Annotated in this window: 23 protein-coding genes, 1 pseudogene and 1 riboswitch; of the genes and pseudogenes, 8 read left to right on the top strand and 16 right to left on the bottom strand. The window is 71.4% G+C overall.

The features are described from left to right. Nucleotides 1-50: 50 nt before the first annotated feature. The 4 genes from ACFWJW_RS26835 to ACFWJW_RS26850 all read left to right on the top strand — a co-directional run bounded on the left by ACFWJW_RS26835 (nt 51) and on the right by ACFWJW_RS26850 (nt 4,024). Nucleotides 51-545 (top strand): Lrp/AsnC family transcriptional regulator, encoded by a 495-nt coding sequence (locus tag ACFWJW_RS26835; RefSeq protein ID WP_006602804.1) that lies wholly within the window; start codon nt 51-53, stop codon nt 543-545. Between the two features lie 2 nt (nt 546-547). Then, entirely contained in the window at nt 548-1,909 is a 1,362-nt protein-coding gene (locus ACFWJW_RS26840; protein WP_387246216.1) for an aspartate aminotransferase family protein, read from the top strand. 214 nt (nt 1,910-2,123) lie between these two features. After that, complete coding sequence (locus ACFWJW_RS26845) at nt 2,124-2,864, top strand: ABC transporter ATP-binding protein (protein ID WP_387246218.1); 741 nt, start codon at nt 2,124-2,126, stop codon at nt 2,862-2,864. Then, a complete protein-coding gene (locus ACFWJW_RS26850) occupies nt 2,846-4,024 on the top strand; it encodes a hypothetical protein (RefSeq protein WP_387246220.1) in 1,179 nt (392 codons plus the stop codon). Before ACFWJW_RS26845 ends, ACFWJW_RS26850 begins: the two co-directional genes overlap by 19 nt. Nucleotides 4,025-4,239: 215 nt before the next feature. On the opposite strand, the gene ACFWJW_RS26855 is transcribed toward ACFWJW_RS26850, so the two are convergent. Beyond that, on the bottom strand, nt 4,240-4,950 hold the full coding sequence (locus ACFWJW_RS26855; RefSeq protein ID WP_387246222.1) for a VC0807 family protein: 711 nt from the start codon (nt 4,948-4,950) through the stop codon (nt 4,240-4,242). Next, a complete protein-coding gene (locus ACFWJW_RS26860) occupies nt 4,947-5,591 on the bottom strand; it encodes a TetR/AcrR family transcriptional regulator (protein ID WP_387246224.1) in 645 nt (214 codons plus the stop codon). The genes ACFWJW_RS26855 and ACFWJW_RS26860 overlap by 4 nt, the downstream gene beginning before the upstream one ends. A 436-nt stretch (nt 5,592-6,027) precedes the next feature. Here ACFWJW_RS26860 and ACFWJW_RS26865 point away from each other — a divergent pair, with 436 nt between their 5' ends. Together ACFWJW_RS26865 and ACFWJW_RS26870 are read left to right on the top strand one after the other, a co-directional pair. Then, nucleotides 6,028-7,194, top strand: coding sequence for an LOG family protein (locus tag ACFWJW_RS26865; RefSeq protein ID WP_387246226.1), 1,167 nt, complete (start codon nt 6,028-6,030; stop codon nt 7,192-7,194). A gap of 164 nt (nt 7,195-7,358) precedes the next feature. Further along, the gene (locus tag ACFWJW_RS26870; RefSeq protein ID WP_387246228.1) at nt 7,359-8,297 is read left to right on the top strand and encodes a hypothetical protein; all 939 of its coding nucleotides are present in this window, start codon (nt 7,359-7,361) and stop codon (nt 8,295-8,297) included. Nucleotides 8,298-8,390: 93 nt separating this feature from the next. On the opposite strand, the gene ACFWJW_RS26875 is transcribed toward ACFWJW_RS26870, so the two are convergent. From ACFWJW_RS26875 to rlmN, 4 genes are all read right to left on the bottom strand, one after another. Continuing rightward, nucleotides 8,391-9,464, bottom strand: coding sequence for an ABC transporter ATP-binding protein (locus ACFWJW_RS26875; protein ID WP_387246230.1), 1,074 nt, complete (start codon nt 9,462-9,464; stop codon nt 8,391-8,393). Beyond that, nucleotides 9,465-11,237 (bottom strand): ABC transporter permease, encoded by a 1,773-nt coding sequence (locus ACFWJW_RS26880; protein ID WP_387246232.1) that lies wholly within the window; start codon nt 11,235-11,237, stop codon nt 9,465-9,467. Then, on the bottom strand, nt 11,213-12,289 hold the full coding sequence (locus tag ACFWJW_RS26885) for a thiamine ABC transporter substrate binding subunit (RefSeq protein WP_387246234.1): 1,077 nt from the start codon (nt 12,287-12,289) through the stop codon (nt 11,213-11,215). Before ACFWJW_RS26885 ends, ACFWJW_RS26880 begins: the two co-directional genes overlap by 25 nt. A 103-nt stretch (nt 12,290-12,392) precedes the next feature. Further along, nucleotides 12,393-12,513: riboswitch (TPP riboswitch) on the bottom strand. A gap of 34 nt (nt 12,514-12,547) precedes the next feature. Continuing rightward, nucleotides 12,548-13,654 (bottom strand): 23S rRNA (adenine(2503)-C(2))-methyltransferase RlmN, encoded by a 1,107-nt coding sequence (gene rlmN, locus ACFWJW_RS26890; RefSeq protein ID WP_026169186.1) that lies wholly within the window; start codon nt 13,652-13,654, stop codon nt 12,548-12,550. Nucleotides 13,655-13,895: 241 nt separating this feature from the next. Between rlmN and ACFWJW_RS26895 the strand changes: the two genes are divergently transcribed. Then, nucleotides 13,896-14,693: a hypothetical protein gene (locus ACFWJW_RS26895; protein ID WP_387246236.1), complete on the top strand. Its 798-nt coding sequence runs from the start codon at nt 13,896-13,898 to the stop codon at nt 14,691-14,693. 71 nt (nt 14,694-14,764) lie between these two features. On the opposite strand, the gene ACFWJW_RS26900 is transcribed toward ACFWJW_RS26895, so the two are convergent. The 5 genes from ACFWJW_RS26900 to rpsB form a co-directional block, all read right to left on the bottom strand. Then, nucleotides 14,765-15,931 carry a phosphatidate cytidylyltransferase gene (locus tag ACFWJW_RS26900; RefSeq protein WP_387246238.1) on the bottom strand — a complete coding sequence of 389 codons (1,167 nt, stop codon included), beginning with the start codon at nt 15,929-15,931 and terminating at the stop codon, nt 14,765-14,767. Next, nucleotides 15,931-16,488 (bottom strand): ribosome recycling factor, encoded by a 558-nt coding sequence (frr, locus tag ACFWJW_RS26905; RefSeq protein ID WP_006602824.1) that lies wholly within the window; start codon nt 16,486-16,488, stop codon nt 15,931-15,933. Before frr ends, ACFWJW_RS26900 begins: the two co-directional genes overlap by 1 nt. A 175-nt stretch (nt 16,489-16,663) precedes the next feature. Continuing rightward, nucleotides 16,664-17,434, bottom strand: a complete 771-nt coding sequence (pyrH, locus tag ACFWJW_RS26910) for a UMP kinase (protein ID WP_018087130.1) — start codon at nt 17,432-17,434, stop codon at nt 16,664-16,666. 162 nt (nt 17,435-17,596) lie between these two features. After that, nucleotides 17,597-18,433 (bottom strand): translation elongation factor Ts, encoded by an 837-nt coding sequence (gene tsf, locus ACFWJW_RS26915; RefSeq protein ID WP_387246241.1) that lies wholly within the window; start codon nt 18,431-18,433, stop codon nt 17,597-17,599. Nucleotides 18,434-18,541: 108 nt separating this feature from the next. Then, nucleotides 18,542-19,426 carry a 30S ribosomal protein S2 gene (gene rpsB, locus ACFWJW_RS26920; RefSeq protein WP_387246243.1) on the bottom strand — a complete coding sequence of 295 codons (885 nt, stop codon included), beginning with the start codon at nt 19,424-19,426 and terminating at the stop codon, nt 18,542-18,544. Nucleotides 19,427-19,766: 340 nt separating this feature from the next. On the opposite strand from rpsB, the gene ACFWJW_RS26925 reads away from it, so the two are divergent. Further along, entirely contained in the window at nt 19,767-21,329 is a 1,563-nt protein-coding gene (locus tag ACFWJW_RS26925; protein WP_387246245.1) for a murein hydrolase activator EnvC family protein, read from the top strand. Between the two features lie 372 nt (nt 21,330-21,701). On the opposite strand, the gene ACFWJW_RS26930 is transcribed toward ACFWJW_RS26925, so the two are convergent. The 5 genes and pseudogenes from ACFWJW_RS26930 to ACFWJW_RS26950 all read right to left on the bottom strand — a co-directional run. Then, the gene (locus ACFWJW_RS26930) at nt 21,702-22,241 is read right to left on the bottom strand and encodes a TetR/AcrR family transcriptional regulator (protein WP_387246290.1); all 540 of its coding nucleotides are present in this window, start codon (nt 22,239-22,241) and stop codon (nt 21,702-21,704) included. Between the two features lie 128 nt (nt 22,242-22,369). Continuing rightward, the gene (gene whiG / locus ACFWJW_RS26935) at nt 22,370-23,206 is read right to left on the bottom strand and encodes an RNA polymerase sigma factor WhiG (RefSeq protein WP_042149406.1); all 837 of its coding nucleotides are present in this window, start codon (nt 23,204-23,206) and stop codon (nt 22,370-22,372) included. A gap of 362 nt (nt 23,207-23,568) precedes the next feature. After that, entirely contained in the window at nt 23,569-24,879 is a 1,311-nt protein-coding gene (gene dprA, locus ACFWJW_RS26940; protein WP_387246247.1) for a DNA-processing protein DprA, read from the bottom strand. After that, nucleotides 24,876-26,540 (bottom strand): YifB family Mg chelatase-like AAA ATPase, encoded by a 1,665-nt coding sequence (locus ACFWJW_RS26945; RefSeq protein WP_387246249.1) that lies wholly within the window; start codon nt 26,538-26,540, stop codon nt 24,876-24,878. Before ACFWJW_RS26945 ends, dprA begins: the two co-directional genes overlap by 4 nt. Further along, nucleotides 26,540-26,890, bottom strand: a pseudogene (locus ACFWJW_RS26950) (YraN family protein); the annotation flags it as partial. The gene ACFWJW_RS26945 and the pseudogene ACFWJW_RS26950, both read right to left, overlap by 1 nt. Nucleotides 26,891-26,970: the final 80 nt, after the last annotated feature.

A 26,970-nucleotide genomic window follows, 5' to 3' on the forward strand; every position in this document is an offset into this window, starting at 1 on the left:
CGACTAATTTCATCGGTTTGGGGTTGCAAGACCGACGAGGCTCGTGCACAGTGAACGACGTGGCGGCCTCTCGAAACAGTCATGACAGAACCGGAACCCCGACGATCGACTCCGTCTCCCTGGCGATCATCGAGCAGCTCCAGGAGGACGGGCGCCGTCCGTACGCCGCGATCGGCAAGGCCGTCGGCCTGTCCGAAGCGGCGGTACGCCAGCGCGTACAGAAACTGCTCGACCAAGGCGTGATGCAGATCGTCGCGGTCACCGACCCCCTCACGGTCGGTTTCCGTCGGCAGGCAATGGTCGGCATCAACGTCGAAGGTGACCTCGACCCCGTGGCCGACGCCCTGACGACCATGGAAGAGGTCGAGTACGTCGTCATGACGGCAGGCTCCTTCGATCTCCTCATCGAGATCGTCTGCGAGGACGACGACCACCTTCTGGAAATGATCAACAAGCGGATCCGCACGCTTCCCGGCGTCCGATCCACCGAGAGCTTCGTGTACCTCAAGCTCCGGAAGCAGACCTACACCTGGGGAACGAGATAGCAATGAGCGGCGACCTCTCCAAGACGGCATACGACCACCTGTGGATGCACTTCACCCGCATGTCGTCGTACGAGAATGCCCCCGTGCCCACGATCGTGCGCGGCGAGGGCACCAACATCTACGACGACAAGGGCAAGCGCTACATCGACGGGCTCGCCGGCCTCTTCGTGGTCAACGCCGGCCACGGCCGGGTGGAGCTCGCCGAGACCGCCTTCAAGCAGGCGCAGGAGCTGGCCTTCTTCCCCGTGTGGTCCTACGCCCACCCCAAGGCGGTGGAGCTGGCCGAGCGGCTGGCGCACGAGGCCCCCGGTGACCTCAACAAGGTCTTCTTCACCACCGGTGGCGGCGAGGCCGTCGAGACCGCCTGGAAGCTGGCCAAGCAGTACTTCAAGCTCACCGGCAAGCCGATGAAGCACAAGGTGATATCCCGCGCGGTGGCCTACCACGGCACCCCGCAGGGCGCCCTGTCCATCACCGGCCTGCCCGGCCTGAAGGCCCCCTTCGAGCCGCTGGTCCCCGGCGCGCACAAGGTCCCGAACACCAACATCTACCGCGCCCCGATCCACGGCGACGACCCCGAGGCGTTCGGCCGCTGGGCCGCCGACCAGATCGAGCAGCAGATCCTCTTCGAGGGTCCGGAGACGGTCGCCGCGGTCTTCCTGGAGCCGGTGCAGAACGCCGGCGGCTGCTTCCCGCCGCCGCCCGGCTACTTCCGGCGGGTCCGCGAGATCTGCGACCAGTACGACGTACTGCTCGTCTCCGACGAGGTCATCTGCGCCTTCGGCCGCCTCGGTACGACGTTCGCCTGTGACAAGTTCGGCTACGTCCCGGACATGATCACCTGCGCCAAGGGCATGACCTCGGGCTACTCCCCGATCGGCGCCTGCATCATCTCCGACCGGCTGGCCGAGCCGTTCTACAAGGGCGACAACACCTTCCTGCACGGCTACACCTTCGGCGGCCACCCGGTCTCCGCGGCCGTCGGTGTCGCCAACCTCGACATCTTCGAGCGTGAGGGTCTCAACCAGCACGTCCTCGACAACGAGGCCAACTTCCTGAACACCCTGGAGAAGCTGCACGACCTGCCGATCGTCGGCGATGTCCGCGGCAACGGCTTCTTCTACGGCATCGAGCTCGTCAAGGACAAGACCACCAAGGAGTCCTTCAACGACGAGGAGACCGAGCGCGTCCTGTACGGGTTCCTCTCCAAGGCGCTGTACGACAACGGTCTCTACTGCCGCGCCGACGACCGTGGCGACCCGGTCATCCAGCTCGCCCCGCCGCTGGTCGCCGACCAGTCGGTCTTCGACGAGATCGAGCAGATTCTGCGCACGGTGCTCACCGAGGCATGGACCAAGCTCTGACCCTCACGGCACCTAACGGTCCACTCGTACACAATTGAATATCCAGCGGCCCGGATTCGCTCACTTCAAGCCATACGAGTGAATCTGGGCCGTTGTGCTGCCAAGCGGCGAATACCGGGGGTCACCAATCCTTACCGTGCTTGTGACCGATACCCTCCATGGTCGTTCACCCGGTCGGGGGAACGATTCGACGCCTACAACAAGAGGTGCGCAGATGGTGGCCCCGCCTGACAACGACGTTCTCTGGGCCCGCGGCCTGCACCACGCGTACGGCGGCACCTCCGCCCTCACCGGAGTCTCCGTCGGCGTCCCCGAAGGCGAGATCCTCGCCGTCACCGGCCCGCGCGGCAGTGGCAAGACCACCCTGCTGAAATGTCTCTCCGGTCAACTCGTCCCGGCCGAGGGCGAGGTGTGGTTCAACAGCTCCCCCGTGCACACCCTCTCCTCCCCCGGCCGCGAACGGCTGCGGCTGGACCGGTTCGGCTGGATCGACACCGAACCGCACCTCGTCGCCGAGCTCACCGCCTGGGAGAACGCCGCCCTCCCCCTCCTGCTCCGGGGCACCGGCACCCGCTCCGCCAAGCACACCGCCCTCGAATGGCTGGACCGCCTCGACGTCGGCATGTGCGCGAACCGCCGGCCCGCGCAGCTCGACCAGTCCCAGCGCCAGCGGATCGCCATCGCCCGTGCGCTCGCCGCCACGCCGCAGGTGCTGTTCGCCGACGAGCCGACCGCCCCGCTGCACCGCGCCGACGGCACCCAGGTGCTGCGCACCCTCACCACCGCGGCCCGTTCGCACCAGATCACCGTGGTCCTGGCGACCCATGACCCCGATGTCGCCACGCTCGCCGACCGGTCCCTCGCGCTCCTCGACGGCCACCAGTCGAGCGGTGCGCCCGACACCACCGGCGCCTCCGATGAGGAAAGCAGGGCAGAGTGCTCGCTCTCCGTCTAGCCCGCGGCTCGCGCCCCCTCGTCCTGCTGCGCCGCCTCGCCGTCACCGCCGCGGCGGCCGGCACCGGCTTCCTTCTGCTCTCCACCCTCGGCCATGCCGCCGGTCATCCGTCCGCGGCCGACGAGTCGCTGGTGCGCCTGCTGTGGTGCGCGGCCCCGCTCGCCGCCACCGCCCAGTTGGCGGTGTCCACGGCGCGTACGGACCCGGCCGCCCGCCTCCAGCGCGGGATGACCGCCGCCGGCCTGGGCCCCCTCCGGCTCACCCTGCTCGCCACCGCCTCCACCGCGCTGACCTGCTTCCTCGGCGTCGCGCTGGCCCTGCTGGCCTTCCTCCGGCTGCGCGGCGACCTCGGCCCGGGCCAGCTCGGCGGCCCGTCCGCCCTCGGTCTCGACCGCGACCTGCTCGGTACCGGCCACCCGGTGCCGCTCGTCGGCGCCCTGCTGCTGCTGGCGACCGTGCCGCTGACCGCCGCGGCCGCGACCGCCGTCTCCCTGCGCCCCCGTGACGAGGCCGGCGCGCCCGAGCGCGACAGCCGCCCCAGGACCGCCCCGCCCTCCGGCCTCCCCTGGGGCATCGCGCTGGCCGCGGCCGGCCTGGCGATCGAGGCGTACACCAGCCGCGGCGCCCACGCTCCCGGCGGCCTGCTGCCGCTGCCCGGCCGGCTGGTCGGCAGCCCGCCCGGGGTGCTGGCCGGCTGGGCGCTGTCGGCCTTCGGTCTCGTGCTGGCGGGTCCCGGGCTGGTGCATCTGTGCGGGCGGCTGCTGTGTGCCGGCCGCCCCGGCGCCCTGCGTCTGCTGTCCGGTCGTGTGCTCCAGGAGGAGTCGCACCGCCTGGGCCGCCCGCTCGGGGTGCTGTGCGCGGTCGCCTCCGCCGCGTATGCCGCCATGAAGGTCTACGAGGCTTCGCCCGCCAGTCCGTTCGGCCCGCTCACCGCGGTCGGCGCGGCGGTCGTCCTCGCCTGTGTCACCGCCAGCGCGCTGACCGCCGCGGTGGAGTCCCGCTCGGCCCGTGCCCACACCACGGCGGCCCTCCGTCGCCTGGGCGCCTCCGCCTCGGTGCTCCACCGCGCCGCGGCCCTGCGCTTCCTGGCACTGGTCCTCGTCCTGGCCCCCCTGACCTGGACCGTCGCGGAGATGGCCACACTTCCGCTGGTGCGTTGAGGGCACCGGGCCGGGGCGGTCCGTCCCGCTGACGGCGCCGTCCCCGTCATCGCGGCCGCGTCCCGGCGCGCCGCCGTCGGGCACCGGCGCGGACGGCTCCGTGGCGGCGAGTTCGGCCGTCCGCACCCCGGCCGGGCCCAGCTCGTTGGCGAGCCGCAGGCCGGTCGGGCCCGCCCCCGCGATCAGCGCCTCGACGTCGGGGTCCGCGGCTCCCGCTACAGCTTCATGCCGTGCCGGGTGAGGTACCAGTTGTGCCAGGTGAGCAGCCCGCCGAGCAGTGCCAGCCAGAGCACGGTGCTGGTGAGGGGAAAGGCGTCCACCGGGATCGTGTACGCCAGCACCACCCGCAGTACCGCGTCGAGCAGGAAGACCGCGCCCCACACCGCCGTGACCAGGCGCAGGTGGTGACGGAACGTCGGCTCCGCGTCCCACCGCGCCTCCCATTGGGCCAGGCCGGCCTCGCCGACCTTGGCGATGACGATGCCGCGCGAGGCCGACATGATGAACGGGCGCCGGGTGAGCAGCGTGCCGAGCACCCAGAGCCCGATCGCGGCGGTCAGCCAGCTGTCGCGGATCATCACCACCCGTGGGCTGCCGCTGATCAGGGACAGCAGGGTGCCGGCCACCACCAGGCTCAGGGTGAACACGGCCATCGCCTCCACGCGGCGCCGGCGCACGATGCCGTAGCCGATCCACGGCAGCAGCAGCACACCGCCGGCGACCATCGAGAGCCACTGGCCGGCGCCGGCCGCGCGCAGCCCGTAGTAGGAGCCGAGCGGGAGGACGAGTTCGAAGAGCAGCTGTGCGGCGAGCCGCCGGCGCAGCGCGGCCGTGCGGCCCGGGACGGGCGTCGTGGCGGGCCCGTCGGTGTCGGTCTGCGGTGCGTGTGGCGTGGCCATGGTGTGTTCCCCCGTGTCTGTGGTCATGCCGTGCTTCTGGTGGCGCGGTCGAACAGATCCGCCAGTTCGCGGCCGGCGGCCCGCACGTCGAGGCCGGGATCGTGGGTGGCGCGGCGCACCACGTCGTCGATGGCGGCGCGGATCGCCCGCATCATCACCCAAGGGTCGAAGTCGCGGAACTCGCCGGTCCGTTGTGCCTTGCGGAGCTGTTCCACCTGGACGGCGAGGTTGGCCTCCGTCGTGTCGAGGAAGGCGACCATGCCGGGGTCGCCGCCGCGGAGGTTGGCGAGGATCTCGACGATCGCCGCGAGGTGGTTCGGGTAGGCGGCGAACAGGTCGAGGTTGCCCTCGATGGAGGCGCGCAGCCGGGCCGCGTAGCTCTCGTGGGCCTCGATACGGGGGCGGAGGTAGCCCTCCGCGAGCCGCATCACCTCGGTGACGACCTCGCGCATCAGGTCGTCCCGCCCGTCGAAGTGGTACGAGATCATCCCCGTGCTGCTCAGCCCGGCGTGCTTCGCGATCTTCGCGAAGGAGGCCCGGTGGTACCCGGTTTCGGCGATGACCTCGATCGCCGCGGCGACGATCTGTGCGCGGCGTCCCGTCTCCGTGAAGGAGGGCCCGGCCCCGCGCGCCGCCTTTTGCTTGGCCGTGCTGTTTTTTGCTTGCATGAGCAAGAAGGTAGCGAGGTTTGCTCGGCCGAGCAACACCAGGGCGGCGGAACAGAGAGCGGCGAGTGCCGTGCGACCACGGACGAGGGCCGGAAAGGTACGGCAGCGGACGGGCCTAGGGGGTGTCGTTTGGATCATGGTGGATCAGGGAGCGGGGTCTGGTGCACTTCGCTCGCTGCGCTCCCTCCGTCTCGGCTCCTCATTGGGCCACCGGATGCCGAGCGCGATCGCAAGGCGGAGGAGGGAGTCGACGCGGAGCGGTTGGGGTCTCCCCTGCTCGAGCGAAGCCGAGAGCTTGGGGAAGAGTGACGACAACGCGGATGGGGGTCCCCCCCGCGCCGTTCAGGCGTGGGGGAGTGCGTGCCAGGCGTCGCGAGGCAGGCGGGACTTTGAAGACAGGCCCTAGCCCCCTTGGCGGCGGCACCCCGGCCCTAACATGTCGGACGTGCAGTCGAATTCACAGCCGCCGGCGCCCCGCCGCACCCACGCCCATGCCGACCACGACGACCGGGAGATCGAGTCCCTGGAGGAGTTCGACCGGGTCGTCGCCTCGGGGAGTCTCGCCGGACATCGCGTCCAGTCGGTCGACCTGACGGACCGTACGTTCGCGCTGCTCAGCGCGGACACCACGGAGTCCGTGTTCCTCGGCTGCACCATGGAGCCGGACGCCGCCGCCAAGGTGCGTGCCGGTGGCGCGCTGGTCTTCCCGCCCGTGCCGGGCCTGCCGTTCGATCCGTACCGGGGCGGTCTGTACGGCCCGGACGAGCTCTTCGAGGGGCTGGCCGACGGCGGCTTCGACGCGACCCCGGACGCCCGGACCTACCGCTGGTACCAGGAGACCAAGTCGGACGGCGACATCTTCGCCTCGATGCTGCGCAGCATCCACGACGACGCCGTGTCCGACGCCCTGGACGAACACCTCGCCGGTGCCCAGGTGGTGGGCATCATGGGCGGCCATGCCCTGGAGCGCGGTTCCGCGGCGTACGCGGGCGCGGCCCGGCTCGGGCGCCGGCTCACCCGCGACGGGCTGACCGTGGCGACCGGCGGCGGCCCCGGCGCGATGGAGGCGGCGAACCTCGGGGCGTACGCCGCGCCCTTCGAGGACGAGATGCTCGACTGGTCACTGGCGCTGCTCGCCAAGACCCCGCACTTCAGCCCGTCCGTCACGGACTGGGCCCGGGCCGCCTTCGAGATACGCCACAGCCGGCCGGGCGGCGGCATCTCGGCCGGCATTCCCACCTGGTTCTACGGCCATGAGCCGCCGAACGCCTTCGCGTCCCACATAGCCAAGTACTTCGTCAACGCGGTGCGCGAGGACGGGCTGCTGGCGCGCTCCAACGCCGGCGTCGTGTTCCTGCCGGGCGCGGCCGGGACCGTACAGGAGATCTTCGACAACGCGACCCCGAACTACTACCGGTCGCGGGGCGAGCCGACGCCGATGGTGCTGGTGAACCGCGCGCACTGGACGGAGCAGCTCCCCACCTGGCCGCTGCTCCAGGCGCTGGCCGCGGACCGGCCGATGGCGTCCCGGATCGCCCTGGTCGACTCGGTGGACGAGGCCCCGGAGGCGCTGGCCCGCCTCCGTGACCGGGCGCCTTCCTGACCCGTCCGCCGCCCGCCGGCCTCCCGGCGTCGACGGCTCTGCGCGACTGCGGTTCGGCGGCGCGCCGGTGTATTTGCCGGCGGAGGCAACTCCCGTCCCCGAATGCACGTCTGCCAGGAAGGTAATGAACGAGTAATGCGGACAGCGGGCGAACGGAGCTCTTGGTGATCATCGGCCTTCTGACGGCCGTGGCGGCGTCGGCCTGCTACGGCACGGGATCGGTCCTCCAGGCGGTGGGCTCCCGCAAATCCGCTCGCCGGGAGGCGGCCGAGTCCTCCACCGCCGGGGTCACCCAGCATGGCGGGCCCAGCCTGTCATCGACCGCGAAGGCGGCCGTGACCTGGGAGTTCATGGTCGGCACGGTGCTGGACTTCGTCGGGTTCGGACTGGGCGCGCTGGCCGCCCGGATGCTGCCGCTGTTCCTCTCCCAGACCGTGATCAGCGCCAATCTCGTGATCACGGCCGTACTGAGCATCAAGCTTCTCGGCATCCGGCTCAGCCGGGCCGAGTGGTCCTCCATCGCGGTGGTCTGCGCGGCCCTGGTGCTGCTGGCCACGGCCGCGGGGCCGGAGGGCAGCGGCCACACCCCGATCGCCGCCCACTGGTGGCTGCTGGTCGCCTCCGTCGTGCTGATCGGCGGCGGCATCCTGATCGTGCGGCTGCTCGGCGGGCGGGCCGCGATCCTGGCGGGTCTGCTGTCCGGTCTGGGGTTCGGTGCGCTCGGCGTCGGCGTACGGGTGCTGAACGGGGTGGACCCCTTCCATCTGCCGTCGCTGCTCGGCGACCCCGCCCTGTACGCGATTCTCGTGGCCGGCATCGGGGGCATGTATCTGCACACCGTCGCCCTCCAGATCGGCTCGGTGAACGGCGCCACGGCGGCGCTGGTGGTGGGCGAGACGGTGGTCCCCGGCATTCTCGGGGTGCTGTGGCTGGGGGACTCGTCCCGGCCGGGCTTCGCCTGGGTCGCCGTCCTCGGCTTCGTGGTGGCGGTGGCCGGCGCCGTCGCGGTCGCCTGGTTCGGCGAGCCGGAGCCGGAGCCCGGCGCGCCCGGGGCCGTGGCGCCGGAGGCCGGCGAGCGGCCCACGGAGGTCGCGGCCCGCTGAGGCGCGTCTCCCTTCCCGGCCGGCGCGACTGCCGGACGTGGGGCGCCTGTTGAGCGGCCCACGCCCCGGCGCCCCACGGGTCCGCCCCTGTGGTCAGCCTGCCGGGGCGGAGGCGTCCAGTACCACCACGTCCTGCGCCTGGAAGGCGATCCCCACCCGCTCGCCCACTTCGGGCGCGTCCCGCAGCGCGCAGGCCGCCTCCACCTGCGGTCCGGCGGCCGGCTGGAGCAGCAGCGCGACATGGGTGCCGCGGAAGGTACGGGCCGCGACCGTGCACGGCAGGCCGTCGGCGGCGGCCGTCAGCCGTACCCCGGCCGGGCGGACGAGCAGCCGGCACGGCCCGTCCGGGGTGGCCGCCGGAACGGGCACCTTCCCCCAGGGGGTGGCGGCCGCCTCGCCCTGCACCGTCGCCTCGACCACGTTGTCGAAGCCGAGGAAGCGGGCGACGAATTCGGTGGCGGGCCGCTGCCAGACCTCCAGCGGGGTGCCGGACTGCGCGATCCGGCCGTCCTGCATCACCACGACCCGGTCCGCGAGCGCGAACGCCTCCCCCTGGTCGTGGGTGACGGCCAGCACGGTCGTCCCCAACTCCTGGAAGAGCCGCCGGAGTTCGACGACCAGCCGTTCCCGCAGCCCGCGGTCGAGCTGGCCGAGCGGCTCGTCCAGCATCAGCAGACGGGGGCGGGGGGCCAGGGCCCGGGCCAGGGCGACGCGCTGCTGTTCGCCGCCGGACAGCGAGGCCACGGCGCGCCGCTGGGCGCCCGGCAGCCCGACGAGGTCCAGGAGTTCGGCGACCGTACGCTCCTGGCCGGCGCGCGGGGTACGCCGCATCCGCAGCCCGAAGGCGACGTTTCCCGCGACATCGCGCTGCGGGAAGAGCTGGTGGTCCTGGAACATCAGGCCGACCCCGCGCCGGTGGGTGGGCACCCCCGACTGGTCCCGCCCCTCCAGCGACACCCGTCCGGCGTCGGCCTGTTGGAGCCCGGCGACCACCCTCAGCAGCGTGGACTTGCCGCTGCCGCTCGGCCCCAGGACGCAGACGATCTCCCGGGCGGCGACCTCCAGATCGACCGCGTCCAGCGCGGGACGCCCGTCCGCGCCGAAGCGGACGGTCACCCCGCCCAGCCGCAGCAGCTCCCGTGCCGTGCTCCCGGCCCGTGCCGTCATCTAGAACTCCCCGGATCGGTCGAGGGGGCGCAGCCGCTCCAGTACCAGCAGGGCGGCGGCGCACACCACCATCAGGATGGTCGACAGGGCCATCGCCTGCCCGTAGTTGAGCTCCCCCGCACGTCCCAGCAGCCGGGCCACGGCCACCGGCAGCGTCGGCCGGTCCGGCCGGGCGAGGAAGACCGTCGCGCCGAACTCACCGAGCGACACGGCGAAGGCGAAGCCCGCGGCGATCAGCAGCGCCCGGCGCACCATCGGCAGGTCGACGGCGCGCCACACCTGCCAGGGCGAGGCGCCGAGCACGGCGGCCGCCTCCCGCAGCCGGCCGTCGACCGCCCGCAGCACCGGCAGCATCGTCCGGACCACGAAGGGCACCCCCACCAGCGCCTGGGCGAGCGGCACCAGCCACCACGAGGCACGCAGATCGAGCGGCGGCTCGTCGAGGGTGATCAGAAAACCGAAGCCGACGGTCACCGCGGAGACTCCCAGGGGCAGCATCAGCAGTGCGTCGAAGCCGCGGACGAACCGGCTGATGACGGGGGTCCGCCCGGACGGGCCGCGGCGCAGCCGGGGAAGGGCCAGCGCGGCGGCCGCCAGTCCGCCCACCACCAGCGCGATCCCGGTGGCCGCGGCCCCGTAGGCGAGAGAGTTCCACAGCGCGTCCAGGGGGGCGACGGCGAAGGTGCTGTCGGCGTTCGCGGCGGAGCCCAGCGCGGCGTAGAAGACCGCCCCGTAGCCGTCCGGCCCGGCGAACGAGCGCTCCACGAGCACCACCAGCGGCGCGAGCAGCAGAACGGCGATGACCGCGAACGTCCCCCACAGCAGCGCCCACTGACCGCGGCCGCGCGGCCGGCGGGCCGTCTGCGAGGCGTCCACGAGCCGGAGCGCGGATTCCCGGCGACGGACGGTCCAGGCGTGCAGCGCCAGGACGCCCAGCACCGCGGCGAACTGGATCAGGGTGAGGACGGCGGCCGTCGGCAGATCCAGGAAGTCCGCGGTCTGCCGGTAGATCTCCACCTCCAGCGTCGAGAAGGTGGGGCCGCCCAGGATCTGCACCACCCCGAAGGAGGTGAAGGTGAACAGAAAGACCATCAGGGCGGCGGCCGCGACGGCCGGCCCCAGCGCGGGCAGCGTCACCCGCCGCCAGGCCGCGAACCGCCCGGCTCCCAGCACCCGCGCCGCCTCCTCCTGCCGCGGGTCGAGCTGCCCCCAGAGCCCGCCGACGGTCCGGACGACCACGGCGTAGTTGAAGAAGACATGCGCCAGCAGGATCGCCCACACCGAGGTGTCCAGACGCACGCCCCACAGGTCGTCCAGCAGCCCGCCCCGCCCGACCAGCGCCAGGAACGCCGAGCCGACGACGACGGTCGGCAGCACGAACGGCACCGCCACGACCGCCCGCAGCAGTTGTTTGCCGGGGAAGTCGAAGCGCGCGAAGACATAGGCGCCGGGCAGCGCGATCAGCAGCGTCAGCCCGGTCGAGGCGGCCGCCTGCCAGCCGGTGAACCACAGCACCTGCACGACATCCGGGTCGCTCAGCACGGCACCGAACCGGCCGAGCTGCCACTGTCCGCCGTCCTTGAGCCCCCGTCCGACGATCGCCACGACGGGATAGGCGAAGAACAGCGCGAAGAAGGCGAGCGGCACCGCCATCAGGCCGAGCCGCACCGCCGTCCCCCGCGCGGGCCTGCCACGCCGGGCGCCCGTGGCGCCCGTGACGTCCGTGGCGTCCGTACCGTCCGACCGCGTTACTTCAGAACGAGCGAGGACCACTGCTTGATCCACTGTTCGCGGTTCTCGGTGATCGTCCCGGGCGCCAGGGTGGTGGGCTTGTCGATCGTCGTGCCGTACTTGGTGAACAGCTCCGGCACCGCGGCGTCCTGACGGGCCGGGTTGACGAACATCGTCAACGGCACGTCCTCCTGGAACTTCTTGCTCAGCAGGAAGTCCAGCAGCGCCTTGCCGCCCTTCTCGTTCTTCGCGCCCTTCAGCAGACCGCCGAATTCGATCTGCCGGAAGCAGGTGCCGGCCGCGACACCGGTCGGGGCCTCCTTGGGCGCCGGCTTCTTGCCGAGCACCTCGGCGGGCGGGCTGGAGGCGTAGGAGACCACCAGCGGCTTGTCGCCCTTGCCCTTGCCCGCCGCGGAGCCGGAGAACCGGTCGTTGTACGCCTGGTCCCAGCCGTCGACGACCTCGACGCCATTGGCCTTGAGCTTCTTCCAGTAGCTCTGCCAGCCCTTCTCCCCGTACTTCGCGATGGTGCCGAGCTGGAAGGCGAGGCCCGGGGAGGAGGTGGCGGAGTTCTCCGTGACGAGCAGCCCCTTGTACCGGGGCCGGAGCAGATCGTCGAAGGTCTTCGGCGGTGCGATCTTGTGCCGGGTGAAGTAGCCGCGGTCGTAGTTGACGCAGATGTCGCCGTAGTCGAGCGGGGTGACCCGGTGCTCGCCCTTGTCGAGCTGAAGCCCCGCGGGGACGCTCTCCAGCCCCTTGGCTCGGTAGGGGCTGAAGAGGCCCTCGTCCAGACCGCGCGAGAGCAGCGTGTTGTCGATGCCGAAGAACACATCGCCCTGGGGGTTGCCCTTGGACAGGACCGCCTGGTTCACGGCCTTGCCGGCGTCCCCGCCCTTGAGCATCGTGACCTTGTAGCCGCTCTCCTTCTCGAAGGCGGCCAATACGGACTTGGAGACGTTGAACGAGTCATGGCTGACGAGCGTGACGGTCTTGGCGTCCGCGCTGCCGCCGCCCGAGCCTCCGCAGCCGGCGAGGGCGGTCATCCCGACCGCGGCGGCCACCACCGTCGCGGCGATCCTGCTCCTGGTGCTCACTGATTTCCTCCTGGCTGGCCAGGAAGAGACGCGGCCCTGCCCGGTGTCCACGGCTCCCGGCGTCCGGGGACGCGGGGAGGGAACTCCGGGCAGGGCGCAACAGCATGAGTGACGACCGAACTTCCTACCCGGAATGACCCGGGCGAGGTTCAAGGGTCTGCGGGCACCGTAGGACTACGACGCTTCCGCACTCTCAGCGCTGTGGCGCTCCCCTGTCGGAATGTGCATTTGTTCGACCACACCGTATCAGCGGGGTGGTCAGCGCTCCGAGGCCGCGAGCTGCCCGCAGGCGCCGTCGATCTCCTGGCCGCGGGTGTCGCGGACGGTCACCGGCACCCCGTGCGCCTCGATGGCCTGGACGAACGCCCGCTCGTCCTCGGGCCGCGACGCGGTCCACTTCGAACCGGGCGTCGGATTCAGCGGAATCAGGTTCACATGGACCCGCTTGCCCTTCAGCAGCCGCCCCAGCAGGTCACCGCGCCACGCCTGGTCGTTGATGTCCCGGATCAGCGCGTACTCGATCGAGATCCGCCGCCCGGACTTCTCGGCGTACTCCCACGCCGCGTCCAGTACCTCCCGCACCTTCCAGCGCGTGTTGACGGGCACCAGCGTGTCGCGCAGCTCGTCGTCCGGGGCGTGCAGCGACACGGCCAGCCGGCACTTGAAGCCCTCGTCGGCGAACCGCAGCATGGCCGGCACCAGCCCGACCGTGGAGACGGTGATCCCCCGCTGCGACAGCCCCAGCCCGTCCGGCTCGGGATCCGTCAGCCGCCGGATCGCGCCGACCACCCGCTTGTAGTTGGCGAGCGGCTCCCCCATCCCCATGAAGACGATGTTGGACAGCCGCGCCGGCCCGCCCGGCACCTCCCCGTCGCGCAGCGCACGCATCCCGTCGACGATCTGGTGCACGATCTCGGCGGTGGAGAGATTACGGTCCAGCCCCGCCTGCCCCGTGGCGCAGAACGGGCAGTTCATCCCGCACCCCGCCTGCGACGAGATGCACATGGTGACCCGGTCCGGGTACCGCATCAGCACCGACTCGACGAGCGTCCCGTCGTGCAGCTTCCACAGCGTCTTGCGCGTGGTGTCGTCATCGCACGAGATGTGCCGCATGACCGTCATCAGCTCCGGCAGCAGCTCACTCGCCAGCTTCTCGCGCGCCGCCGCCGGAATGTCCGTCCACTGCGCCGGATCGTGCGCATAACGGGCAAAGTAGTGCTGCGACAACTGCTTGGCACGAAACGGCTTCTCCCCGATCGCCGCCACCGCTTCACGACGCTCGACGGGACTGAGATCAGCAAGGTGCCGCGGCGGCTTCTTGGCCCCGCGCGGCGCGACAAAAGTAAGTTCTCCGGGTGCAGGCATGGTGGGTCCAGTGTGGCAGATCGTCCGGCGCGGCCCAGGCCGCAGGCGGTGAGAGGACGGTCACCGCCAGGGCGCGGGGTGCCGCGGGCGGACCAGGCCCCTCCCCGCCGTACGGATCCCGATCCGCCGCCGTACCCCTCACCGAAGGGACGCACCAGGCGTATCCGCAGCCCCGTGGCCTCGTTGGCCACCGCGCCGGTGGTGGCGGGTGTGGTGTGGGGTACGTCAGGAGCGTGGAACAGTGGCTGTGACCCGTTGGATCGTGATCAACATCCCTTCCTGGTTGCTGCTGGCAGGGCTCGTCGTCGTGATCGCGGGCGGGACCGCGGTCGTCCAGGCACTCGTCCGGCACCGGGTCCCCCGCATCAAGCAGGGCAAGCAGAACGAGATCGCGCAATTCCTCTTCCCCGTGATCGCGGTCGTCTACGGGTTCCTCATCGGCTTCATCGTCCTCGCGCTCTGGGGTCAGGTGAACACGGCGGACCAGACGACACGGACCGAGGGCGCCATGGTGGCGCAGCTGGCCAGGGGCCGCGAGGTGTTCGGCAAGGCCGAGAGCGCACGGATCAGGCAGAGCCTGCTGGCGTACGGACGGGCGGCGGCCGCCGAGTGGCCCAGCGCCGCGGCCGGCGGCACCACGCCCGAGGCCGAGAACGCGCTGAACCGCCTGCACAGCACGTACGAGAGCATCCGGCCCCGCGACGACACCCAGCGGGCCTTCCTCACCAGCTCCATCGCGTCCCTGAAGGAATTGAGCGTCGCACGCACGGAACGGCTGCTCGAGGCGCGCACCAACATCGGCCCACCCCTGTCCCTGTGGCTGGCGATCCTGCTGACCAGTGGACTGGTCCTCGGTTTCTCCGCCACCTTCGGCTCCGAGCAGGCCCTGATCCACTACGGGATGGTCGCGGCGGTGAGTGTCCTCGTTGCCACCAACCTGTTCCTCGTCACGGAACTCTCGTATGCCTTCCTCGGCGAGTTCGCCACGTCGCCGGAGCCACTGCGCGCGGCGGTCGAGGTGCTGTCGCCGCCTCGGTAGACGGGCGGCGGACACGGAAGAGGGCAGGGAGAGGAATCCTCTCCCTGCCCTCCGCCGCGAGAACCCTGTGGTCAGCCGGCTCCCACGAAGATCACGAACAGCAGCCAGACGACCGGTGCGGTCGGCAGCAGGGAGTCGAGCCGGTCCATGATGCCGCCGTGGCCGGGCAGCAAGGTGCCCATGTCCTTGATGCCGAGGTCCCGCTTGATCATGGATTCGCCGAGGTCGCCGAGGGTCGCGCTGGCCGCGACGGCGAGGCCGAGCAGCAGGCCCTGCCACCAGGCGCCGTCCGCGATCAGGAACTCCATGCACAGCGCGCCGGCCGCCATCGCGAAGAGCACCGCGCCGACGAGTCCCTCACGGGTCTTGCCGGGGCTGATGCGCGGGGCGAGCTTGTGCTTGCCGAACCGCCAGCCGACCGCGTACGCACCGGTGTCGCTGACGACCGTGAGCAGCAGGAACGTCATCACCCGCTGCGGCCCGTCGGCCTCGGCCGCGAGCATCAGCGCCACGAACGTCGCGAGGAAGGGCACGTAGAACGCCGCGAAGACGCCGGCGGTGACGTCCCGCAGATAGTTCTCGGGCGCCTCGGTCATCCGCCAGACGAGCACGGCGAGGGCGGTGAGCGCCATCGCCACCCAGGCTCCCTCGGCGCCGCGGACATAGCCGGCGACCACCATGGCGGTGCCGCCGACCGCGAGCGGCACCAGCGGCACCCTGATGTCCTTGCGCTCCGCCAGCCGCGAGGTCAGCTCCCACAGGCCCACGACCACGGCGATCGCTATCACGCCGATGAAGACGGGCTTGTAGACGAAGAGCGACGCAACAATGATCACGCCGAGGCCGACGCCGACCCCTATGGCGGCGGGCAGGTTGCGGCCCGCGCTCTTCTTCTTCGGCTTCTCTGAGTCCGGCGAGCTGTCGGACCCGGAAAGAGAGGTGGGCATGGGCTCCTGCGGCTTTTCGTCGCGGAACAGGGGGCCGCTCCGTCGAGCAGCCCCCCGGTCGTCCAGGTGATCCCGGTTGTCCCGGATATCCCGATGTTCCCGGTTGTCATCCTGGTGTCCGCCTTGCCCGGGCACAAAGGGCATGGGCCGAGTCTGCGCCGCATCGCCCCAGTCGTACACCGGACCCGCCGGAGCGGGGGGCGCCGCCCCGCGAAGCGAGGGGGCCGGTCCGTGGTCGGGCGGTCCCCATTGACCGGCGCCGGGCGGGGCCCCCCAGGAAGACTCGTTCATCAGACCTCGAGGAGCTCGGATTCCTTGTGCTTGAGCAGCTCGTCCACCTGCGCGACGTACTTCGCGGTGGTGTCGTCGAGCTCCTTCTCGGCGCGGCGCACCTCGTCCTCGCCGCTCTCCTTGTCCTTGACCAGCTTGTCGAGGGTCTCCTTGGCCTTGCGCCGGACGCTGCGGATCGAGATCTTCGCGTCCTCGCCCTTGTTCTTGGCGACCTTGATGAACTCCTTGCGGCGCTCCTCGGTCAGCTCCGGGAACGTCACTCGGATGATGTTGCCGTCGTTGCTCGGGTTGACGCCGAGGTCGGAGTCGCGGATGGCCTGCTCGATGTTGCGCAGCGCGCTCTTGTCGAACGGGGTCACCACGGCCATCCGCGGCTCGGGCACCGAGAACGACGCCAGCTGGTTGATCGGCGTCATGGCGCCGTAGTAGTCCGCCACGATCTTGTTGAACATCGCCGGGTGCGCACGCCCGGTGCGAATCGCGGCGAAGTCCTCCTTGGCGACCACGACGGCCTTCTCCATCTTCTCCTCGGCCTCGAGGAGGATCTCTTCGATCACCACTTGCTCCTGGTCTTTTCGGTAAGAAGCAGAGCCTCGCCCCTGCCGCGCGTCTTCTCCTGCACGGTGTCCGACCGGCAGGCCGTTGTCCATCCCCGTACCGGGGTCCTACCCCGGTCGGGAGTTGCCGCCCGTACGGGCCGATGCCCGTACGGAATCACGGCAGTTGAGGCCGTCAGGCCCGGGTGTCCTGATCGCTGACGAGCGTGCCGATCTTCTCACCCTTCACCGCACGGGCGATGTTGCCCTCGGCGAGCAGTTCGAACACGAGGATCGGGAGCTTGTTGTCCCGGCACAGCGTGATGGCGGTGGCGTCGGCGACCTTCAGGTCGCGGGTGATCACCTCGCCGTATTCGAGCGCGTCGAACTTCACCGCGTCGGGGTTCTTCTTGGGGTCGGAGTCGTAGACGCCGTCCACCCCGTTCTTCCCCATCAGCATGGCCTCGGCGTCGATCTCCAGGGCACGCTGGGCGGCGGTGGTGTCGGTGGAGAAGTACGGCATGCCCATACCGGCGCCGAAGATGACGACCCGGCCCTTCTCCAGGTGGCGCACCGCACGCAGCGGAATATACGGCTCCGCGACCTGTCCCATGGTGATGGCTGTCTGGACGCGGGAGTCGATGCCCTCCTTCTCCAGGAAGTCCTGGAGGGCCAGACAGTTCATGACCGTGCCGAGCATGCCCATGTAGTCGGAGCGGGCCCGGTCCATGCCGCGCTGCTGGAGTTCGGCGCCGCGGAAGAAGTTGCCGCCGCCGATCACGATGGCGATCTCGTAGCCGTCGCGCACCACGGCGGCGATCTCGCGGGCCATCGCGTGCACGACGTCGGGGTCGACGCCCAGTCCCCCGCCGCCGGCGAACGCTTCGCCCGACAGCTTCAGCAGGAAGCGTCGCCTGCCGCCGTGACCGGCATGGTCTGTGTGCGCGCCGTCGGCACCGTGAATCATTGAGCTCTCCTCGTGCACATACGAAGAAGGCCATTGCCGTGGGTCTGGTTCAGATCCCTCTGCGGCAATGGCCTCCTCGTCACATCTGCGGCCGGCCGTTGAGCGGCCGACTGCGTACGACCCTAGCGGGGTCGTAGGTCATTCGCTGCCTTCGCGACAGGCTCAGATGCCGACCTTGATGCGCGCGAAGCGCTTCAGGGTGACACCGGCCTCCTGGAGGACCTTCTCGACGGACTTCTTGTTGTCGAGCGCGTACGGCTGGCCGAGCAGCGTCGCGTCCTTGAAGAAGCCGTTGAGGCGACCCTCGACGATCTTCGGCAGGGCGGCCTCGGGCTTGCCCTCCGCGCGGGTGGTCTCCTCGGCGACACGCCGCTCGGCCTCGACGACCTCGGCCGGCACGTCGTCCTTGGCGAGGTACTTCGGGGCGAACGCGGCGATGTGCTGCGCAATGCCCTTGGCGACCTCGGCGTTCTCCTTGTCGAGCTCGACGAGGACACCGATCTGCGGGGGCAGGTCGGGCATGGTGCGGTGCATGTACGCCGACACGTAGCCGTCGGAGAACTGCGCGAAGCGGTCCAGGACGATCTTCTCGCCGAGGTTGGCGTTGGCCTCGTCGACGAACGCCTGGACGGTCTTGCCGGCCGCGATCTCGGAGGCGAGCAGGGCCTCGATGTCGGCCGGGGAGGTCTTCGCGACGTGCGCGGCGATCTCGTTGGCGACGGCCTGGAACTTCTCACCCTTGGCGACGAAGTCCGTCTCGCACTTCAGCTCGACGATGACACCGGAGGTGTTGTCGCCGGCGATCACGGAGACCACCGCGCCGTTCTCGGCGGACCGGCCCTCGCGCTTGGCGACGCCCTTCTGGCCCTTGATGCGCAGCGCCTCGACGGCCTTGTCGACGTTGCCCTCGGCCTCGTCCAGGGCCTTCTTGCAGTCCATCATGCCGGCGCCGGTGAGCTCGCGGAGCTTCTTGACGTCAGCGGCGGTGTAGTTCGCCATGGTCTGTGAATCTCTTCTCGAAATCTCGAAGTCGAAAGATCTACGGGTGGACGGCGGGGGCGGCGCCGGTGGCGCCCTCCCCCGCCGTCATCAGCCGGATGCTGCGGGTCAGGCCTGCTCGGCCGGCTTCTCGGCCTCGGCGGCGGGGGCCTCCGCGGCGGGAGCCTCGGCGGGCTTCTCCTCGGCCTTGGGGGCCTCGTCGTCAGCCTTCTTCTCGCCCTCGAGCAGGTCGCGCTCCCACTCGGCCAGCGGCTCGGCGGCAGCGGCCTTCTCGCCGGGCTTCTGGTCGCCGGTGGCGGCACCGGAGCGGGCGATGAGGCCCTCGGCGACGGCGTCGGCGATCACGCGGGTGAGCAGGGTGACGGAGCGGATCGCGTCGTCGTTGCCCGGGATCTTGTAGTCGACCTCGTCCGGGTCGCAGTTGGTGTCGAGGATCGCGACGACCGGGATGTTGAGCTTGCGCGCCTCACCGACGGCAATGTGCTCCTTCTTGGTGTCCACGATCCAGACGGCGCTGGGCACCTTCTGCATCTCGCGGATACCGCCGAGGGTCTTCTCCAGCTTGGCCTTCTCGCGGGAGAGAACCAGGAGCTCCTTCTTGGTGAGGCCGGAGGCGGCCACATCCTCGAAGTCGATCTGCTCGAGCTCCTTCAGGCGCTGAAGGCGCTTGTAGACGGTCGAGAAGTTGGTCAGCATGCCGCCGAGCCAGCGCTGGTTCACGTAGGGCATGCCCACGCGGGTCGCCTGCTCGGCAATGGCCTCCTGGGCCTGCTTCTTCGTGCCGACGAACATGACCGAGCCGCCGTGGGCGACGGTCTCCTTGACGAACTCGTAGGCGCGGTCGATGTACGACAGCGACTGGAGCAGGTCGATGATGTAGATGCCGTTGCGCTCGGTGAAGATGAAGCGCTTCATCTTCGGGTTCCAGCGGCGGGTCTGGTGCCCGAAGTGGACGCCGCTCTCCAGCAGCTCCCGCATCGTGACGACGGCCATGGCCGTACTCCTTGTTGTTCTCGGTTCCACTGCGGCCGGTCGGCCGCGGTGCCTGACGCCCCGACGCGCCTGCCGGGGAAGACACCTTGCGGAGCCGTCCGAGGACCGAGGGGCGCGGCCGTCGTGCTGCCCGAACGGGACTGGTGCACTGACGGCGGGGCGTGCGAAGTCGACCCGGTGACCCGGATCGCCACCAGAAGTGTACGGGACTGCCGATGCACCGGGCGACACGCACCATTTCGAGCCCCGCCCGAGTGACACCGTTGTCCACAACCGCCCCGTCATCCACAGCTTCAGACCAAGATCCACACGCCGCGGCGGACTGCGTCACCGTCAGCACATGCGACGAAACACGCGACGAAACCCACGACACGACCCGCGACGCCATCCGGTCCCGACCAGGCTCTCCCGTGCCTCCTTCACCGGCTTCACCGGCTTCACCGGCTTCCGGGGACGCCACCCGCGACCGGGCGACGGTGGGCGGCCAAAGCACCGCAGCCGAGCGGGTCGCGGGCCGGGCCCCCTTCCGGCTGCCCCGCACTGGCCCCGGGCCTCGTCCCCGTTCCCCTTTCGGCGTCGGTCCCGGTCTCGCTGCTCGCCCCCGCCCCCGTCCCGCTTCCGGTCGCTCGCGCCTCTACCGGGACCGCGCGGGGAGCCGAAGGGCTACGGGCCGAGCTGCTTCTTCCCCGCCCAAGCGGCATGCGCACTCCTGGCCCCGACCGCGGCCGCGGTCCTCACCCTCTTCCCACCGACCCTCGCGATCGCTACCGCACCGCCGGTGAGCGGGGCGGCGGGGCGTGGGGTGGAGCACGGGGTGGAGCGCGGGGTGGAGCGCGGGGTGGATTGGGCGGTGGAACGACGAGTAGAGGGCGGGCCGGGGCTCGTGGCGGGTCGGGCGGTGCGGCGCGGGGTCGACAGGACGGAGGGGCGTGGGACGGAGGGGCCGGTGTTGCGCGGGGCGGAGAGGCCGGTGCGGCACGTGCCGGAGAGGGCGGTGGGGCCCGGGGCGGAGAAGCCCGTGGGGCGCAGGGCGGAGAGGCCGGTGCGGCCGGTGGGGCACGGGGCGGAGAAAACGGTGGGGCACGTGCCAGAGAGGTCGGTGGGGCGCGGGGTGGATTGGGTGGTGGTTGCGGGACGTGGCGAGGTGGGCGAGGAGGTGGGGCGCCGTGCCGAGAGTGGGGCGCCCGCGGCACCTGCCGCGCCACCGGACGAGGACAGATCCTGGCCGGTGGGAGGAGCCACGGGCGCACAGCCGACGGTGGTCAGGGGCTGGAAACCGCCTCCTGCCCCATGGGCTGCCGGGCACCGCGGGGTGGACCTGGCCGCTCCCGCCGGCGCCGTGGTGCGAGCAGCGGCCCCCGGCCGGGTGGCCTACGCCGGGACCGTCGCGGGCCGCGGCGTACTGACCCTTGAGGTGTCCCGCTCGGGCCGCCCTCCCTTACGCACCACGTACGAACCCGTACGCTCCACGGTCCGGAAAGGTCAGCGCGTCACGGCAGGCCAGCCGGTCGCCGTCCTACAGCACAGCGGCCCGTTCCACTGCCGGGAGCCCTGCCTCCACTGGGGCCTACGCCGCGGCAAGACCTACCTGGACCCGTTGTCCCTGCTGCCCCGGAACATGCTCCGCGGCGGCCCGTCCCGACTACTGCCGATCTTTGGGGTCCCCGTACCGGCAGGCGGCCCCACCACTCCCCGGCATCCGGAACCACCGGAGCCCACAGCGCAGGCAAGAAGCTCGGCACCTACGGCAGTAGCTCTCATCCAGGCGGCTGGACTCGCGGCCGTGGTGATCTGGGCGTTCGGCCGGCTCCCCGTGGCCCGACCAGCAGCGAGAGAGGAGAGCCCACGAAGGCGGCGGGGTGGGGGCGGTCGTGGCGTGTCGTCGGGCGGGAACGATGAGTGAGCGCGGGACGCAGTGATCGCGACGGGTCGGTGATCCCCAACGATGCGGTGCGCGAGGGAGCAGTGATTCCGACACGGTGAAAGCAGCCCCGCCAGCGGGGCGGGGGTGACGTCGCACCGGTAGCGGCACGCGTCAGGCCCAAGCCCAGACCCAGGCGCAGGTGGTGGGAGGGCCGAACAGCGCGTCGGCACCACGGCACGGGCGCGACCGGGCTGCGGGCTGCGGGCTGCGGGCTGCGGGCTGCGGGCTGCGGGCTGCGGGCTGCGGGCTGCGGGCTGCGGGCTGCGGGCTGCGGGCTGCGGGGCCAACGAGCGTGGAGGTGGTGGAGGTGGGTGGGTGGGCCGGGGCCCGGGGGGGGAGAAGCCCCCGAAGTCAGCCGCGAACCCCGCGGAGGGCCATCGCCACCGCCGCCTCCGTGATCTCGCCCGGGTCCTCCGCGGCGCCCAGTTCGATGCGGCGGACCGCGGCGTCGACGACACCCTGGAGGAGCATGGCCGCGAGCCGGGGCTGTTCGTGGCCGAGGGCGGCGAGCGCCTCGACGATCATGGCGATGAGTCCGCCGTGCGCCGCGCGGATCTTCTCGCGCGCGCCCGCGTCCAGCTCGCCGGCCGAAATGGCCACGACGGCTCGGTGTCGCCGGTCGCCGACCAGCGCGAGTTGCCGGCGCACATATGCCTCGACCTTGTCCTCGGGTGTGTCGACGCGCTGCATCGCCGCTTCGACCTCGGCGGCCCAGACCGGGAAGTCGACGGCACACAGCTCTTCGACGACGGCGGCGCGCGAGCGGAAGTACTCATACACGGAGGAGCGCGCGAGGCCCGTGCGCTCGGCGAGGGCGGGGAAGGTCAGCGCCTCCGTTCCGCCTTCGGACAGCAGGGAGCGGGCGGCGTCCAAGAGGGCGCCGCGCTGCATCGACCGGTGCTCGGCCACGGAGGCCGCTCGAATCCTGGGCACGTCACCACTCTACGGATGGCGCGCCCGCCGTGGCACTCCGCATGGCGACACCGCGTGGGAAGGTCCTGCCTCCCGCAACGTGTGACTCAGCGTCCGACGTCGGCGAGCTTCGCCCTGAGCTGGAGTACGGATTTGGTGTGGATCTGGCTGACCCTGCTCTCCGTGACGCCGAGGACATTGCCGATCTCGGCGAGCGTGAGGCCCTCGTAGTAGTAGAGCGTGACCACGGTCTTCTCACGTTCGGGGAGGGTGTTGATGGCACGTGCGAGCAGGCGCCGCAGCTCACGGTCCTCGGCGATCTCGACGGGGTTCTCGGCGGCCGTGTCCTCGAGGGTGTCCATCAGGCTCAGCCGTTCGCCCCCTTCGCCGCCGACGTGCAGCAGCTCCTCCAGTGCCACGACGTTCGCCAGGGACAGCTGGCTGAACACCCCGTGGAGTTCCTCCAGGGCGATGCCCATCTCCTCGGCGACCTCCGCCTCGGAGGGGGTACGGCGCAGTTGCGCTTCGAGGGTGGCATAGGCGCGTTCGACGGCGCGCGCCTTCTGCCGTACGGAACGCGGAATCCAGTCGAGCGCTCGCAGCTCGTCGATCATCGCGCCGCGGATACGGGTGATGGCGTAGGTCTCGAACTTGATGGAGCGTTCGGGCTCGAACTTCTCGATGGCATCGATCAGTCCGAAGACCCCGGAGGAGACGAAGTCGGCCTGTTCGACGTTGGGGGGCAGGCCGACGCTGACGCGGCCGGCGACGTACTTGACCAGCGGGGAGTAGTGCAGGATCAGCTGCTCCCGCAGCCTGCCGTCGCCTGACGCCTTGTAGGCGCGCCACAGCTCGTCGAGCGAGCTGGGCGGAGCGGGGCGCACGCTGCCGCGTGCGGCGGGTGGTACAGCCGCACGGTCAGACCCGGAGGTGTGCTGGGGCATTCGTCGCCTTGAGCCGTTCTGCCGAGACGCGGGTGGATGGATGTATGAGGGTGGAATTTGCCTGTGAGCGTAGCGTGACCACAGCGTCGCGGTGCGCGAGGAAGTCAGGTTCGGGGGTGCGCAGATACGTTCCGCTGCCCGCACCCCAGAGTTACCTCGTACGGCGTGGCGACTTCCGGACACGGTGCCGGGCGCGCGCTTCCGGAGGGCCGTGCGGGCGGACACGGTGACATGACGGGCGGGGCCTCGTGCGTCCCGTGCGCCACATTGCCGTCTCCCCACGAGTCGGGCCCGTGCCACGAAGCACGGCAAACCTGGATTCTGCGGTCATTCCCCTCACCCTTTCACCCGTTCGCCCCAGGTCAAGTACCGCCTCGCCGGGAACGCCCGGTCGCCTCGGCGCGTCGCGCCAACTCCCAGCGATCACCGCACCTTTGAACGAATCCGAGGGACAGCAGCTCGAAGAGTTTGGCGTGGGTGACATCGCGGGGCACGCCGGCCTCTTGAGCCAGATGGCCGGTGTCCGCGCTGCCGCGCGCCGGGAGCGCCTCCAGTACGAGGGTGGCGACGGGGTCCAGAAGGTCGCGGATGCGGGTCCGGCCTTCCCGTTCGGGGGCGAGGTCGCCGATGCTGCCGACGAGCTCGATGGCCTCGTCGGCGTCGGTGACCACCGTGGCCTCGCTGCGCAGGAGTTGATGGACACCGGCGGACAGGCCGCTGGTGACCGGGCCCGGCATGCCCATCGTGAAGCGCCCGAGGGTGTGTGCCCGCCGGGCCGTGACGAGGGAGCCGCTGCGGAGTTCGGCCTCCACGACGACGGTGCCTCTGGTGAGCGCGGCGATCACCCGGTTGCGCTGGATGAAGCGGCTGCGGGTGGGGTGGTCGCCTGGCGGTAACTCGGCTACCACCAGGCCCTGTTGGGCGATCCGGCCGATCAACTCGGTGTGGCCTCGCGGGTAGGGGTGGTCGACTCCGGAGGCCATGACGGCGGTGGTCGCGCCGTCCGCGGCGAGCGCACCGCGGTGGGCCGCGCCGTCCACACCGTAGGCGGCTCCGGAGACGACGGTCCAGCCGCGGTCGGCGAGTCCGGCGCCGAGGGTGGTGGCGAGGTGGGCGCCGTATTCGGTGCAGGCCCGGGCGCCGACGACGGCGACCGAGCGGAGTGCCCAGAGCCGGAGGTTGGCCGTCCCGCGCACCCACAGACCGATGGGGCGGGCGTCGCCGAGGTCGTCGAGCTGGCCGGGCCATTCGTCGTCCCCGGGGCAGATGAACCGGCCGCCGAGTGCGGTGACGGCGTCGAGGTCCGCCGTGGGGCGTGCGCGGGCGGCGCGCAGCCGCAGGCCCGCGACCTTTGCCGGGCTTGCACCCGGTGGCGGGGCCGCCTCGTCGTCGGACAGCGTGTGCCACAGGGCCTGCGGGCCCATCTCGCGCAGCCAGCGGCCGGCGGTTTCATCGCCTGGTTCGAGGATGCGGGTGAGAGCTGCGCGGGCCGTGCGCTGCGGGTCGGGTGCCTCGCCGGATGCGCACCATGGGTCGGTGGTCGCGGAGCTCGGCTCGGTCGTCGCGGGCACGGTATGCCCCGGTCCGGCTGTGGGGTCGAGGGCGCGGCCCCGGTGCTTGCCGTCCGGCTCCGGCTCGTCAGTGGCGAAGCCCCATGCGTCGATGCCGTTCATGGTTGCCCCTGCTGGTGCGGCAGTCGGGCGGTCGCGGTCTCTTGGTGCTTTCCGCCGCCACCGGCCGCCGTCGGTGCGCCGCGGCGTACGCCGGTGCGGAGTTCCAGGGCCCAGTTGACGTCCTCACTGGTGGGGCGGTCGCGGCCGGCCAGGTCGGCGGCCGTCCAGGCGACGCGGAGGACGCGGTCGAGGCCACGGGCGGTGAGGAGGCCGCATTCGAGGTCGCGTTCCGCCTGGGCCAGCGCGCCGGGGTGGGCCTGCCAGCGGGTGCGCAGCTCGTGGCCGGGTACCTCGCTGTTGGTGTGCCACGGTGTGTCGGCGAAGCGGGCTGCGGCCCGTTCCCGGGCGGTCCGGACGCGTTCGGCCACGGCGGCGGTGGTTTCCGTGCCGCGGCCGAGTGCGATCAGTTCGGCGCGGGCGACCGGCTCGACGGCGATCCGCAGGTCCACCCGGTCCATCAGGGGTCCGGAGAGCCGGGCCCGGTAGCGACGGATGGACGAGGGCCGGCATTCGCAGCCACCGCTGGTGGTGCCGTGCCGTCCGCAGGGGCAGGGGTTGGCCGCGAGGGCGAGGAGGATGCGGGCGGGCATGCGCATCATGCCCGCGGCGCGGGCGACGACGACATGACCGGACTCCAGCGGCTGGCGCAGTGCGTCCAGGACGCGTGGGCTGCACTCCGCGGCTTCGTCCACGAACAGCACACCGTGGTGGGCGAGGGAGACGGCGCCGGGGCGGGGCAGTCCGGTGCCGCCGCCGACGAGGGACGCCATGGTCGCGGAGTGGTGTGGGGCGCAGTAGGGCGGCCGGTGGACGAGTGGCTGGCCCGGCGGGAGGGTGCCGGCTACCGAGTGGACGGCGGTGACCTCCAGGGACTCTTTGGGCGACAGGGGTGGCAGCAGCCCGGGGAGGCGTTCGGCGAGCATGGTTTTGCCGGCGCCGGGCGGGCCCTTGAAGAAGATGTGGTGGCGTCCGGCGGCGGCTACTTCCAGGGCGCGGCGGGCGCTGTGCTGGCCTGCGACGTCCGCGAGGTCGGGGGTGTGGTCCCCGGGTGGCAGGCCCGCGCCGACGCTGGTTCCGGGCACGACCAGCCCGGCGAGCGAGGGGTCGGGGCGGCCTTCTTGCCGGGGGTCTTCCTCGTCGGGCACCGGTTCGTCGGCGAGGACGGCGATGAGCTGGCGCAGGCTGCGTACGCCGAGGACGGAGATGCCGGGCACGAGGGACGCCTCGGCCACGGTCTGTTCCGGGACGACGACCTGGCGGTATCCGGCGTCGGCGGCGGCTAATACGGCGGGCAGTACTCCGCGTACGGGGCGGACGCGGCCGTCCAGGCCCAGTTCGCCGATCATCATCAGGTCGGTGAGTTCGCGGGGGTCCAGGCGCTCGGCGGCACCGAGGACCGCGCAGGCCACTGCCAGGTCGAAGCCGCTGCCGCCTTTGGGTACGGAGGCCGGGCTCAGGCCGACGGTGAGCTTCTTCTGCGGCCATTCGGCGCCGGAATTCACGACGGCGGCGCGCACCCGTTCCCTGGACTCGATGAGGCTCTTGTCGGGGAGTCCGACGAGGGTGAAGGCGGCGACGCCGGGTTCCAGGTCGGCCTGGACTTCGACGACGACACCTTCGACGCCTACCAGGGCGACGGAGCAGGTGCGGGCGAATCCCATCAGGCCACCCCTCGTGCGTGCTGGACGACCGGGGCGCCGCGGGCCGGCAGCAGGACGCCGATGACGTCGATCCGTACGCCTCCGGGCGGGGGGCCGCCGTGTTGCTCCAGCCAGCGTTCCGCCAGAAGTCGCAGCCGCGCGGTCTTCTCGGGGCGTACGGCCGCCATGGGGTGTTCGTACCAGCCGGCGCGGCGGGTTTTGACTTCGCAGACCACCAGGGCGTCGCCGTCGGCCGCGACGATGTCGATCTCTCCCTCGCGGCAGCGCCAGTTCCGGTCCAGGATCCGCATCCCGGCCTCGATGAGCCGCCGGGCCGCCAGGTCTTCGCCGTACCGGCCGAGGGCGCGGCGCCGGGTGTCGGGCGGTTTGGCGACCGTGGGGCCGGTGTCTGTCGGGCTGGTGTCTCCCGGGTCGGCGACGGTCCGCCCGG

The sequence above is a fragment of the Streptomyces sp. NPDC127097 genome, from assembly GCF_042724075.1.
In the GTDB taxonomy this organism is placed as follows: Bacteria; Actinomycetota; Actinomycetes; order Streptomycetales; family Streptomycetaceae; genus Streptomyces.

Bases quoted from the DNA above. Each gene is read 5' to 3' on its own strand.
- ACFWJW_RS26840 (WP_387246216.1), top strand. From the start codon at position 548: ATGAGCGGCGACCTCTCCAAGACGGCATACGACCACCTGTGGATGCAC.
- ACFWJW_RS26845 (WP_387246218.1), top strand. From the start codon at position 2,124: ATGGTGGCCCCGCCTGACAACGACGTTCTCTGGGCCCGCGGCCTGCAC.
- ACFWJW_RS26855 (WP_387246222.1), bottom strand. From the start codon at position 4,950: ATGACCACAGACACGGGGGAACACACCATGGCCACGCCACACGCACCG.
- ACFWJW_RS26860 (WP_387246224.1), bottom strand. From the start codon at position 5,591: ATGCAAGCAAAAAACAGCACGGCCAAGCAAAAGGCGGCGCGCGGGGCC.
- ACFWJW_RS26865 (WP_387246226.1), top strand. From the start codon at position 6,028: ATGTCGGACGTGCAGTCGAATTCACAGCCGCCGGCGCCCCGCCGCACC.
- ACFWJW_RS26875 (WP_387246230.1), bottom strand. From the start codon at position 9,464: ATGACGGCACGGGCCGGGAGCACGGCACGGGAGCTGCTGCGGCTGGGC.
- rlmN (WP_026169186.1), bottom strand. From the start codon at position 13,654: ATGCCTGCACCCGGAGAACTTACTTTTGTCGCGCCGCGCGGGGCCAAG.
- ACFWJW_RS26900 (WP_387246238.1), bottom strand. From the start codon at position 15,931: ATGAACGAGTCTTCCTGGGGGGCCCCGCCCGGCGCCGGTCAATGGGGA.
- pyrH (WP_018087130.1), bottom strand. From the start codon at position 17,434: ATGATTCACGGTGCCGACGGCGCGCACACAGACCATGCCGGTCACGGC.
- tsf (WP_387246241.1), bottom strand. From the start codon at position 18,433: ATGGCGAACTACACCGCCGCTGACGTCAAGAAGCTCCGCGAGCTCACC.
- rpsB (WP_387246243.1), bottom strand. From the start codon at position 19,426: ATGGCCGTCGTCACGATGCGGGAGCTGCTGGAGAGCGGCGTCCACTTC.
- ACFWJW_RS26925 (WP_387246245.1), top strand. From the start codon at position 19,767: ATGCGACGAAACACGCGACGAAACCCACGACACGACCCGCGACGCCAT.
- ACFWJW_RS26930 (WP_387246290.1), bottom strand. From the start codon at position 22,241: ATGCAGCGCGGCGCCCTCTTGGACGCCGCCCGCTCCCTGCTGTCCGAA.
- whiG (WP_042149406.1), bottom strand. From the start codon at position 23,206: ATGCCCCAGCACACCTCCGGGTCTGACCGTGCGGCTGTACCACCCGCC.
- dprA (WP_387246247.1), bottom strand. From the start codon at position 24,879: ATGAACGGCATCGACGCATGGGGCTTCGCCACTGACGAGCCGGAGCCG.
- ACFWJW_RS26945 (WP_387246249.1), bottom strand. From the start codon at position 26,540: ATGGGATTCGCCCGCACCTGCTCCGTCGCCCTGGTAGGCGTCGAAGGT.